This is a genomic window from Mycolicibacterium gadium (genome assembly GCF_010728925.1).
In the GTDB taxonomy this organism is placed as follows: Bacteria; Actinomycetota; Actinomycetes; order Mycobacteriales; family Mycobacteriaceae; genus Mycobacterium; species Mycobacterium gadium.
Map to the genome: position 1 here is coordinate 1,190,266 of NZ_AP022608.1, position 11,885 is coordinate 1,202,150.

11 protein-coding genes are annotated in these 11,885 nt (G+C 65.9%); 2 read left to right on the plus strand and 9 right to left on the minus strand.

Translation table 11 applies throughout. The features are described 5' to 3' along the window. Positions 1-2: 2 nt before the first annotated feature. The 8 genes from fabG1 to G6N36_RS05820 form a co-directional block, all read right to left on the minus strand. The gene (gene fabG1, locus G6N36_RS05785; protein WP_163685627.1) at positions 3-770 is read right to left on the minus strand and encodes a 3-oxoacyl-ACP reductase FabG1; all 768 of its coding nucleotides are present in this window, start codon (positions 768-770) and stop codon (positions 3-5) included. A 43-nt stretch (positions 771-813) separates the two neighbouring features. After that, positions 814-1,824 (minus strand): VWA domain-containing protein, encoded by a 1,011-nt coding sequence (locus G6N36_RS05790; protein ID WP_163685628.1) that lies wholly within the window; start codon positions 1,822-1,824, stop codon positions 814-816. Between the two features lie 15 nt (positions 1,825-1,839). Next, positions 1,840-2,847 carry a VWA domain-containing protein gene (locus G6N36_RS05795; RefSeq protein WP_163685629.1) on the minus strand — a complete coding sequence of 336 codons (1,008 nt, stop codon included), beginning with the start codon at positions 2,845-2,847 and terminating at the stop codon, positions 1,840-1,842. A 22-nt stretch (positions 2,848-2,869) separates the two neighbouring features. Further along, positions 2,870-3,826 (minus strand): DUF58 domain-containing protein, encoded by a 957-nt coding sequence (locus G6N36_RS05800; protein WP_163685630.1) that lies wholly within the window; start codon positions 3,824-3,826, stop codon positions 2,870-2,872. Beyond that, positions 3,823-4,986 (minus strand): chaperone MoxR1, encoded by a 1,164-nt coding sequence (gene moxR1, locus G6N36_RS05805; protein ID WP_163685631.1) that lies wholly within the window; start codon positions 4,984-4,986, stop codon positions 3,823-3,825. Before moxR1 ends, G6N36_RS05800 begins: the two co-directional genes overlap by 4 nt. 175 nt (positions 4,987-5,161) lie before the next feature. Beyond that, positions 5,162-5,821, minus strand: a complete 660-nt coding sequence (gene ripB, locus G6N36_RS05810; protein WP_179964905.1) for an NlpC/P60 family peptidoglycan endopeptidase RipB — start codon at positions 5,819-5,821, stop codon at positions 5,162-5,164. A gap of 56 nt (positions 5,822-5,877) precedes the next feature. Then, a complete protein-coding gene (ripA, locus tag G6N36_RS05815) occupies positions 5,878-7,302 on the minus strand; it encodes an NlpC/P60 family peptidoglycan endopeptidase RipA (protein WP_163685632.1) in 1,425 nt (474 codons plus the stop codon). Positions 7,303-7,544: 242 nt separating this feature from the next. After that, positions 7,545-8,096 (minus strand): Rv1476 family membrane protein, encoded by a 552-nt coding sequence (locus G6N36_RS05820; RefSeq protein WP_163685633.1) that lies wholly within the window; start codon positions 8,094-8,096, stop codon positions 7,545-7,547. 172 nt (positions 8,097-8,268) lie between these two features. Between G6N36_RS05820 and acnA the strand changes: the two genes are divergently transcribed. Next, on the plus strand, positions 8,269-11,073 hold the full coding sequence (gene acnA, locus G6N36_RS05825) for an aconitate hydratase AcnA (protein ID WP_163685634.1): 2,805 nt from the start codon (positions 8,269-8,271) through the stop codon (positions 11,071-11,073). Between the two features lie 2 nt (positions 11,074-11,075). Further along, positions 11,076-11,657: a TetR/AcrR family transcriptional regulator gene (locus G6N36_RS05830; RefSeq protein ID WP_163685635.1), complete on the plus strand. Its 582-nt coding sequence runs from the start codon at positions 11,076-11,078 to the stop codon at positions 11,655-11,657. Here G6N36_RS05830 and G6N36_RS29610 read toward each other — a convergent pair. Then, on the minus strand, positions 11,648-11,845 hold the full coding sequence (locus G6N36_RS29610; protein WP_163685636.1) for a helix-turn-helix domain-containing protein: 198 nt from the start codon (positions 11,843-11,845) through the stop codon (positions 11,648-11,650). The two genes, G6N36_RS05830 and G6N36_RS29610, sit on opposite strands and share 10 nt — an antisense overlap. Positions 11,846-11,885 lie beyond the last annotated feature (40 nt).

Consider the following 11,885-nt stretch of genomic DNA (forward strand, 5'->3'; position numbering starts at 1 on the left):
TCCTAGTGGCCCATGCCCATGCCGCCGTCGACCGGGATCACCGCGCCGGCGATATAGCTCGCGTCCTCGGACGCCAGGAAGCTGACCGCCCCGGCGACCTCCTCGGCCGTCCCGACCCGCTTGGCCGGAATGAAATCGAGCGCGCCCTCCTGGATCCGCTCGTCGAGCGAGCGGGTCATCTCGGTGTCGATGTAGCCGGGGGCCACCACGTTGGCGGTAACGCCGGCTTTCGACAGCTCCCGCGAAATGGAGCGGGCCATGCCGATCAGACCGGCCTTGGCCGCGGCGTAATTGGCCTGGTTGCCGATGCCCCAGCTGCCGGACACCGAGCCGATGAAGATGATCCGTCCGAAGCGTTTGCGCTGCATACTGCGCGACGCCCGTTGCGCAACCCGGAACGCGCCGGTCAGGTTGGCGTTGATGACCTCTTCGAAGCGCTCCTCAGTCATGCGGATGAGGAATGCGTCCTTGGAGATTCCGGCGTTGGACACCAGTACTTCGACCGGACCCTGATGCTCCTCGACCTCCTTGAAGGCGCGGTCGACGGCTTCGTTGTCGGTGACGTCGCACACGACACCGAACAGACCCTCTGGTGCTCCCGATCCGCGGTGCGTGACGGCCACTTTGTGGCCGTCTGCCGCGAGGCGCCGAGCGATCGCGAGACCGATACCGCGGTTCCCTCCGGTCACCAGCACCGAACGCGACACGAAAGGCGGACGGCCACCAGCCGTTTGGCCGGCGGTGTCGGCCGAGTCATCGGTCACAGTCATGCCCGCCAACCTATCGTCTGAACGCCATTTCTAAGAAATCGCCTCAGAGTGGCAGCCTGCGGTTGATCAACAAGCTCGCGACCGCCGCGGCGGCGGCCGCCAGCGCGGCAAGCCGCAGCCAGCCGGTGGTGGCCTCACCGCGGACCGTCTCGTAGCCGATCTGATCCTGCAGCGTCCCGTAGACCTTGTTCAGTTCCTCGATGTTGGCCGCGGTGTAGGACTCACCGCCGGAGAGTTGAGCGATCTTCTTCATCATCTCGTCGTCGACGGGTACCGGAACCTTCTCGTCGTTGACCTCCACCTCGCCGTGCTCGGTGCCGAAGGAGATCGTCGAGATGGGCACACCCTGGTCCTTGGCGGTGCGGGCCGCGGTGAATGCGCCCTTCGGGTTGTCGGGGTTCGACGGCACGGTCTCCTTGCCGTCGGAGAACAGCACGATGCGCGCGGGCGGCGGCGTGTCGCCGCCGCCGATCACGGCGCCCACCGTGGAGATCGACGACAGTGCGGTGAAGATCGCTTCGCCGGTGGCGGTGCGATCGGACACCTGCAGGTTGTCGATGGCGCGCCGGCTGGCGTCGCGGTTCGTGGTCGGCGAAACCAGCACTGTGGCGGTGCCGGCGTACGCGATCACGCCGAGGTTGATGCCCGGAGTGAGCTCGTCGACGAACCGTTTGGACGCCTCTTTGGCGGCAGTCAGCCGGTCGGGCTCGACATCGGTGGCCAGCATCGACTGCGATACGTCGATGGCCAGCATCACGACCGCGCGGTTGCGTGGCAGTCGCTGGTCGAATGTCGGCCCGGCCAGCGCGATCGTGCAGAACAACAACGCGACACCGAGCAGCGCCGCGGGCACGTGACGCCACACGCTCGGCCGTTTGGGCGCCACGCTGTCCAGCAGCTCGGTGTTGGCGAACTGCTGCAGGCGCCTGCGCCTTGCGCGTTGGGCATAGAAGTACAGCCCGGCCAGGCCCAGCACGACGAGAGCGAAGAACAGCAGCCACCAGATGTGGGAAAAGCCTGTGAGGGAAACCGGCCCCAGCAGTGGAACGTTCATATCAGCTCGTCATCCCTAATTCGGCAGACGACGGTTGATGAGCAGCGCCGACAATGCGGCCAGCGCCAGCGCCAGCGCACCCAGACGCAGCCAGCCCACACTCGCATCGCCCTTGATCGTTTCGTAGCCGATCTGCTGCTGCAGGTTCGCGTACACCTGGCGCAGCTGTTCGAGGCTGGACGCGGTGAACGCCTCACCGCCGGACAGATCGGCGATCTCCTTGAGCATGTCGTCGTCCACGGGCACCGGCTGCCGCTGGTCGTTGATCTCGACGTAGCCGTACGGCGTGCCGAACGAAATGGTCGAGATCGGCACGCCCTGGTCCTTGGCGGTGCGGGCCGCGGTGAAGGCGCCCTTGGGGTTGTCCGGGTTCGACGGCACCGTCTCCTTGCCGTCGGAGAACAGCACGATGCGCGCGGGCGGTGGTTCGTCGCCGCCGCCGATCACCGCGCCGACGGTGGCGATCGCCTGCAAAGCGGTGAAGATACCTTCGCCGGTGGCGGTGCGGTCGGCGAACTGCAGCTTGTCGATCGCGGCCTTGGTGGCCTCGCGGCCGGTCGTCGGTGAGACCAGCACGGTCGCCGTGCCGGCGTACGCGATAAGCCCGAGATTGATTCCGGGAGTGAGCTCTTCGGCGAACTGCTTGGACGCCTCCTGCGCGGCCGCCATGCGGTTCGGCGACACGTCGGTGGCGCGCATCGACTGCGATACGTCCATCACCAGCATCACCACCGCGCGGTTGCGCGGAATGCGGACATCGTGTGTGGGGCCGGCCATCGCGACCGTGAGCAAGACGAGGGCGATGACGAGCAGAATCGCGGGCAGGTGCCGCTTACGCGTAGGCCGTTGAGGTGCAACGCTTTCCAGCAATTCCATATTGGCGAACCGCAGCATGCGGCGGTGCCGGGCCAGCTGCACGAAGATGTACAGCGCGACGATGCCCAGCACGACGAGCAGGAAAAGAAAGAACCACGCGTGCTCGAACCCCGAAAGCGTGATCGGTCCAAGTATCGGTAATGTCATGTACGACTTGTCAATTCGACTCTTAGGCGCGGCCTGCCAGGGCCAAGCGGCGGGTTGCGACGAACCGAACCACGTCGGCGATCCAGTCCCGGTCGGTACGCAGCGACAGCAGCGGTGCATCACAGCGTCGCAGCGTGCGCGCCACCTCGGCGCGGTGCGCCGCCGCAGCCTTCGCGAAGTCCTCGCGCAGCTGCTCGTCGATGGTGAACTCGCGGGTCCGGCCGGTCTCGGTGTCCTGCAGGATGACGTCGCCGACGGGCGGCAGTTCCACGTCGCGCGGGTCGAGCACCTCGATGCCGAGCACCTCGTGTCGACCCGCGATGGCCCGCAATGGGCGCATCCAATTGATGGGACCGAGGAAGTCGCTGATGATGACCGCCATGCCGCGCCGGCGTTCGGGCCTGCGCAGCGCGTCGATGGCGGCGGCCAGATCACCGCGGACCCCCGCGGGCGCCTTCGGCATCGTGGCGATGGCGCGCAGCATCTCCTGCTCGTGCATGCGACCCGACAGCGCGGGCACGCGTCGCACGGTGTCGCCGTTGGCGATGATGGCCCCGATCCGGTTGCCGCCACCGCTGTTGAGGAACGTGATCGCGGCGGCCGCGGCGACCGCCAGGTCGCGTTTCTCGCATCCGACGGTGCCGAAGTCCAGGCTCGCCGAGACGTCGACGACCAGCCAGGTCTCTAGCTCGCGGTCGGCGATCATCTGGCGGACGTGCGGATGCGTGGTGCGGGCCGTGACCGACCAGTCCATCCGGCGCACGTCGTCACCGGGTTGGTACAGCCGCGACTCGCCGGGTTCGGAACCCGGCCCGGGCAGCAGGCCGAGGTGATCGCCGTGCAGCACGCCGTCGAGTTTGCGGCGCACGGTCAATTCGAGCTTGCGCAGCGCGGCCGTCAGCGCGGGATCACGGATCTCCCCCCGCTTGAGCGACGGCAGATCGACTCGCCTCGTGGGGCCGCCCGGTGTTGAAGTCACCGACCGCTGGCCGCAGCCGCGGCGGCGGGCATGACGGGCGGCACCGAATGACCTTGCTGCGGAATGGCATTCACCTGCGGCAGGCCGACGGTCTGCAGAATTCGGTTGATCACCGTCTCGGAGGAGATCTCGTCGGCCAGTGCGTCGTACGTCAGCACGAGGCGGTGCCGCAGCACATCCGGGATGACCTCGACGACGTCCTGTGGAACGACGTAGTCACGCCCACGCACCAGCGCGAGCGCGCGGGACGCCGCGATGATGCCGAGCGAGGCACGCGGTGACGCTCCGTAGGCGATCCACGCCTTCGCGTCGGGCATGCCGAACTTCTCCGGCTCGCGGGTCGCGGTGACGACGCGCACCACATAGTCCACGAGGGCGTGATGCACGAAGTTGTTCGCCGCGACATCCTGCAGACGGAGCAGGTCGCCGGGGCCGAGCACCTGCTTGGGCTCCGGCGGCTTCACACCCATCCGGTAGATGATCTCGCGCTCTTCCTCGGGCGTCGGGTAGTCGATGTTGAGCTTGAACAGGAAGCGGTCGCGCTGCGCCTCCGGGAGCGCGTACACGCCCTCCTGCTCGATCGGGTTCTGCGTGGCCATCACCAGGAACGGTGCGGGTAGCGGGAAGGTCTTGCCGCCGATCGAAATCTTGCGCTCGGCCATGACCTCGAGCAACGCGGACTGCACCTTGGCGGGTGCGCGGTTGATCTCGTCGGCGAGCAGGAAGTTGACGACCACCGGGCCGAGCTCGATGTCGAACTCCTCCTTGCCCTGGCGGTAGATGCGAGTACCGACGATGTCGGTGGGCACTAGGTCAGGGGTGAACTGGATGCGTGCGAAGGTGCCGCCCACGACCTTGGCGAAGGTCTCGACTGCCAGCGTCTTCGCGACACCCGGCACGCCTTCGAGCAGTACGTGACCCTTGGCGAGCAGACCGACCAGCATGCGCTCGACGAGCTGGTCCTGGCCCACGATGATCCGCTTGACCTCGAAGATGGCTCGCTCGAGGGTGTGTACCTCTTGTTGGAGGCCCCCGTTGTTGGTCGGCGCCGCGTGCGATCCAGCCTGAGGAGGGGGGTAACCCTGCGCGGGGCCCTGCCCGGCCGGGCCCTGTCCAGGGAACCCTCCAGCGCCCTGCGGCGACCCACTCGGTGACGTCATCAACGGTCCTCCCACATCTGTATTCGCCGGTCTTCCGGCCTCTGCGACACCTTGTCCGCCGCACGCTCGTCGTCAACTATTCCAGGCACTCCGGAATCCGTCGACGTTGCCCGGCCCCGTGCCGCCGACATGACCAGCATTGCTAGCAGGAGCTCAGGGTTTGCTCAGCCCCAGCTCAGCTTTCGATAATTCGCGCGACGTACGGCTGCAGGCCTGCGGTACGCACTTGGCTCACGCCAACCCCGCCCGCGGTGCCCCCGGACTCCAGCATCTTGCCGCCGCCGAGGTAGATCGCGACGTGCTGGCTGCCGCCAGGCCCCCAGAACAGCAGATCGCCGCGCTTGGCCTGGCTCGTGGGGACCTTGCGGCCGGTGTTGTACTGATCGCCCGAATACTTCGGGATGAGCACACCGACGCCGGCGAACGAGAACTGGGTGAAACCCGAGCAGTCGTAGCCGACGATGTTGGCACCGGAGTCGACGCCGGTGCTCGGGCCGGTCGGCTTTCCGCCGCCCCAGGAGTACGGGGTTCCGATCTGCGAGCCGCCGCGCCGGATGACGTACTCGATGGCTTGCGGTCCGCGTACCCGGCCGGGGGCCACGCCCGCCGTGGGCGGCGGGCCGAACCCGAGCGTGGCCAGGAACTTGCGGCCGAGGTCCATCGTGGCCTCGGTGGCCTGGGCGGTCGCCGCCAGCGATGCGTTGGCGATGGACAGCGGATCGCCCGGTGCGCCCGCGCTGAGGATCTTGGGCAGGGTGGGATCCCATTGGCCGTCGTCGGGGGCTGCGGTGGCGGGCATCGCCGCGCCAACGGCCACGGCAAGTGCCGCGACCATCGTCAGAATGCCGCTCAGGAACCGAAAACGCCTGGGGTGCAAAGTAATCCTTCTCGTCACCACTCGATGAGACGGGTTGCGTACGGGGTCATTCCGCTCGTGCGGACCGGCGAGACCTTCACGACCGAGCCGGTGTAGGGCGCCTCGAGCATCTGACCGTCGCCGAGGTAGAGGGCGACGTGTTGGCTGGCGTTGGGGCCCCAGAAGAGCATGTCGCCGCGCCGGGCCTGTGACGACGGGATCTTGCGGCCCGCGTTGTACTGCGAACCCGAGTAGTGATCGAGCTTGATGCCGACGCCGGCGAATGCGTAGAGCATGAGGCCCGAACAGTCGAATCCGACTGTTCCTGCGCCGGAATCGATGCCAAGGCTCTTGCCTGCGGCGTTTCCGCCGCCCCACGAGTAGGGCACCCCGCGCTGTGACATGGCGCGCTGGATCACGTACTCGGTGGCCTGCCGGCCGTACACCCGGGGTATCGCGCCCCCGTTGGTGTAGCCGGTCGGCGTGGGCAGCAGACCCAGCTTCTGCAGGAAGTTCCGCCCCATCTGCTGGGTGACCTGCGCCGAGGTCGACGCATAACCGAGGATCGTGTTGATGATCGCGATCGGATCACCGCTGACGAAAGCGCTGGGAATCGCGGGCAGGGTCGGATCCCACCCCGTGGCCCACTTGCCGGTGGCCGTGTCCGCCTGCTGTGGTGCGCTGTCCCAGTTTCCGGCGGGGTTCGACGACGGCCCCGTCTGCGCGGCAACCGGGCGGGCCGGAGCTTCTGCGGCGGGCGCCGAATACCGGCGCGCCTGTTCGAGCTTGGCTTGCGCGGCGTCGCGTTCGGCCGCCAGCTTGTCGAGCTCGGCCTGCTGGGTCCGGAAGGTCTGCTGGGCTTCGGTGAGTGCGGACACCGCGGTCTGCTGGCTGGCCTCCGCGTCCACGAGCGCCTGATCCGCGTTCTGCTTCGCCAGCCGCGCGGCCGACTCCTTGTTCACCTGCTCTGTGCGCGCGCGCTGCAGATCGCTGATCACCCGCTGAGTGCTCACCGCCAACGTCTCGCCGGTGGTGGCGGTATTGAGGATGTCGCCGGGGTCTTTCGCGGTCAGGTACGAACTCGACGGCCCGTTGACATACGTTGCGACGGCGAAGGTGTCGAAGCGAGCCTGCGCCGCTTCAATCGCGGCGTTGGCGTCCCTGACGCGCTGCGCGCTGGTGTCGAGTTCGACCTTCGCGGCCGCGGCCGCATCACGTGCGGTCTGCACGTCGAGGATCGCCTTGTTGACGCTTTCCTGCTTCTCCTGGATCGCCGCCCCGAGATCCTGCAGCTTCTGGTTGACGTTGGCGACGGCAGCGACGAGCGAGCCCACGCTATCCGGGCCGGCGGGCTGCGAAACGGCCAAACCCGGTGTGACAAGCAGCATCCCGACGGTGAGCGGTATCGCACAGAACCGTGTGCAAAGGCGCGAAGCAGAGGCGCTAGGCGTGCGTCTCATGGACAACGTCTCCTATGGCTTACGCGAACGTGCCGACACATTCGTCGATCACTGATGCGCAGAAGCCACGTGAGTCACATCTGCAACATCAGCTACAGACTGCACCGTACGTCACATCTGACGCCAAAGAAACTTTAGTCACAAACTACAAGTTTGTAATTGCGGATAGCGTTATCCGGCTGTGACATTTTGTCGCGCGGTGTTTCGCAAAACCCCAGCGCCAGGCCGCTTTTCGCGACTACTTACGTGTTCTGGCGTTTGGCGCGATTTTGCAACATTCGCGTTGCCACGACGGCGGCGATCACTGCTAGTACCACCACGATCGTGAATGTCGTCCAAGGGAAATGTTGATTGGTCAGTTCGCTGACGAAATTCTTCGAACCCTGCACCGAACCGCGGCCTTCGGCGACGTCCTGGCCCGCCTCCAGCGTCATCCGGTCGTAGGTCGTGCTGAACGAACCCGACTCCGTCGGGCTGAGCACCAATACCGTCGAACCCGGGTATGCCTCCCCCACCTCGGTGGCGATATCGCGCAACGGCGTGTCGATCGGCGGGTTGCGATCGACCACGACGATCTTGAGGTCGATCCCCTGTTGCTTGGCCTCGGCGACGACGTCGGCCAGGCCTTCGTTCTCCGGCGTCGGCGCGGCGCTCACACCGGTGTCCTTGATGTCGGCGATCACGAGGTTCATACACTCGTCGACGAGCGTGGTCGCGGGATCCTTTCCGACCGGCCCACAGATGTCGGTCGGGATGTAGGCCGGCAACAACGGCAAGACTTGCGGTCCGATCACAGGTGAAACCGTACGTGATGGGTATCCGACCGGGTGGCAGCACGCGCTAGGTGAAGAGAACGTGAAGACAGAATTGAAACCACCATGGGGTGGTTTACAGGACAAGCGTACTGTTAGAATCGACAGCGCCGCCGACACAGCCCGTCGCGGCGATATCTAGCCGGGAGTTGATGTGAGCAGCAAAGATTCGGTCAATTCGTTTGGGGCCCGCGACACGCTGAAGGTCGGAGACCAGAGCTACGAGATCTACCGCCTGGACGCCGTGCCGGGCACCGAGAAACTTCCCTACAGCCTGAAGGTGCTCGCCGAGAATCTGCTGCGCACCGAGGACGGCGCCAACATCACCAAAGACCACATCGAGGCGATCGCGAAGTGGGACCCGTCGGCCGATCCCAGCGTGGAGATCCAGTTCACCCCCGCCCGAGTGATCATGCAGGACTTCACGGGTGTGCCCTGCATCGTCGACCTCGCCACCATGCGCGAGGCCGTCGGCGAACTCGGCGGTGACCCCGACCAGGTCAACCCACTCGCTCCGGCCGACCTGGTGATCGACCACTCCGTGATCGCGGACCTGTTCGGTACCGCCAACGCCTTCGAGCGCAACGTCGAGATCGAGTACCAGCGCAACGGCGAGCGCTACCAGTTCCTGCGCTGGGGTCAAGGCGCGTTCAACGACTTCAAGGTCGTGCCGCCCGGCACCGGCATCGTGCACCAGGTCAACATCGAATACCTGGCCAGCGTCGTGATGGAACGCAACGGGGTTGCCTACCCGGACACCTGCGTGGGCACCGACTCGCACACCACGATGGAGAACGGGCTTGGCGTGCTGGGCTGGGGCGTCGGCGGTATCGAGGCCGAGGCGGCCATGCTCGGCCAACCGGTGTCGATGCTGATCCCGCGCGTCGTCGGCTTCAAGCTCTCCGGTGAGCGCAAGGCCGGCGTCACCGCCACCGACGTCGTGCTCACCGTCACCGAGATGCTGCGCAAGCACGGTGTGGTCGGAAAGTTCGTCGAGTTCTACGGCGAAGGCGTCGCCGAGGTGCCGCTGGCCAACCGCGCGACGCTGGGCAACATGAGCCCCGAATTCGGCTCCACCGCCGCGATTTTCCCGATCGACGAGGTCACGATCGACTACCTGCGGATGACCGGGCGCAGCGAACAGCAGCTGGCGTTGGTCGAGGCGTACGCCAAGGAGCAGGGCATGTGGCACGACCCGTCGCGCGAACCCAAGTTCTCGGAGTACATCGAGCTCGACCTCGGCGATGTGGTCGCGTCGATCGCCGGACCCAAGCGCCCGCAGGACCGTATCGCGCTCACCGACGCAAAGTCCGCCTTCCGCAAGGACATTCACAACTACGTCGAAGGTGAAGCGGAGCAGCCGCACACCAACGTCGACGAGGCGGTCGAGGAATCGTTCCCGGCCAGTGACCCCGTGTCGCTCTCGTTCGCCGACGAAGACGCGGTGGTCCCCTCTGCCGCAAGCGGCTCCAATGGCAGGCCGAGCAATCCCGTCGAGGTCAAGAACTCCGAACGCGGCGACTGCATCATCGACCACGGCGCGGTGGTGATCGCGGCGATCACCTCGTGCACCAACACCTCCAACCCCGAGGTCATGCTCGGCGCCGCGCTGCTGGCCAAGAACGCGGTGGACAAGGGCCTGACGAGCAAGCCGTGGGTGAAGACCACGATGGCGCCGGGTTCACAGGTCGTCACCGACTACTACGACAAGGCCGGCCTGTGGCCGTATCTGGAGAAGCTCGGCTTCTTCCTCGTCGGGTACGGCTGCACGACGTGCATCGGCAACTCCGGACCGCTGCCGGACGACATCAGCAAGGCCATCAACGACGCCGACCTGTCCGTCACGGCAGTCCTGTCCGGGAACCGCAACTTCGAGGGTCGGATCAATCCCGACGTCAAGATGAACTACCTGGCGTCCCCGCCGCTGGTCATCGCGTATGCGCTGGCAGGCACGATGGACTTCGACTTCGAGTCCGAAGCGCTCGGCAAGGACGAGGCCGGCAATGACGTCTTCCTCAAAGACATCTGGCCGTCGCAGAAGGACATCGACGACACGATCGCCAACGCGATCAACACCGAGATGTTCGTTCAGAACTACGCCGACGTGTTCAAAGGTGACGAGCGCTGGCGCAACCTGCCCACGCCGAGCGGCAACACGTTCGAGTGGGATGACAAGTCGACGTACGTGCGCAAACCACCGTACTTCGACGGCATGCCCGCCCAGCCCGAACCGGTCACCGACATCCAAGGCGCCAGAGTGCTGGCACTGCTTGGTGATTCGGTGACGACCGACCATATCTCGCCCGCCGGCAGCATCAAGCCGGGAACGCCTGCGGCGCAGTATCTGGACTCGCACGGCGTCGAGAAGGCGGATTACAACTCCTACGGTTCGCGGCGCGGGAACCACGAGGTGATGATCCGCGGCACCTTCGCCAACATCCGGCTGCGCAATCAGCTGCTCGACGACGTATCCGGCGGATACACCCGCGATTTCACCAATGACGGCGAGCAGGCGTTCATCTATGACGCCGCGCAGAACTATGCCGAGAAGGGCATCCCGCTGGTTGTGCTGGGCGGCAAGGAGTACGGGTCGGGCAGCTCGCGTGACTGGGCCGCCAAGGGCACCAGCCTGCTCGGCGTCCGCGCGGTGATCACCGAATCGTTCGAGCGCATCCACCGCAGCAACCTGATCGGCATGGGCGTCATCCCGCTGCAGTTCCCCGAAGGCGAATCGGCGGCGTCGTTGAAGCTCGACGGCACCGAGACCTTCGACATCACCGGTATCGAGGCACTCAACGACGGCAAGACCCCGAAAACGGTGAAGGTCACGGCCAAGAAAGAGGACGGCAAGACCGTCGAGTTCGACGCGGTGGTGCGCATCGACACCCCCGGCGAGGCGGACTACTACCGCAACGGTGGCATCCTGCAGTACGTGCTGCGCAACATGCTGCGGTCGTAGTCATGCCCCGGGTCACCGATGACCATTTGGCGGCGCGCCGCCGTCAGATACTCGACGGTGCCCGGCGGTGTTTCGCGGAGTACGGATACGACAAGGCGACCGTGCGACGGCTCGAGCAGACGATCGGGCTGTCGCGCGGCGCCATCTTCCATCACTTCCGGGACAAGGACACGTTGTTCTTCGAGTTAGCGCGCGAGGACGCCGAGCGCATGGCCGACGTAGCGTCGCGCGAGGGTCTCGTTCAGGTGATGCGGGACATGCTGGCGGCTCCGGAGCAGTTCGACTGGTTGGCGACGCGGCTGGAGATCGCGCGCAAGCTGCGCAACGACCCGGAGTTTCATCGGGGGTGGATGGAGCGATCCGCCGAGCTTTCGGCGGCCACCACCGCTCGGTTACGCCGGCAGAAACAGGCGGGCAGGCTTCGCGATGACGTCCCGAGCGCAGTGCTGCAGACGTACCTGGATCTGGTGCTCGACGGCCTCGTTGCCCGGCTCGCGTCGGGTGATGATCCCGAAAAGCTCAGTGGCGTACTGGACCTGGTCGAAGCTTCATTGCGCCAGGCTCGGCCGGACGGTCAGCTGTAGTGTTTGCGGCTGCGATGGTTCGGACCGCCGCGGCTGCGCATCGTGGTTCCCGATTCACGCAACATGCTATGTATCGATCCGTACGAGCGACCCGTCGACGCGACCAGCGTCCGGATGCTCGCGCCTCCTTCGTAAGCGCTCTTCAGCTCGGTGAGTAATTCATCTCGGGCCTTGCTCGGTTTCTTCATCGGCACCTCCCCGCGCGTTTGATTCCCCGACGGGTACCCA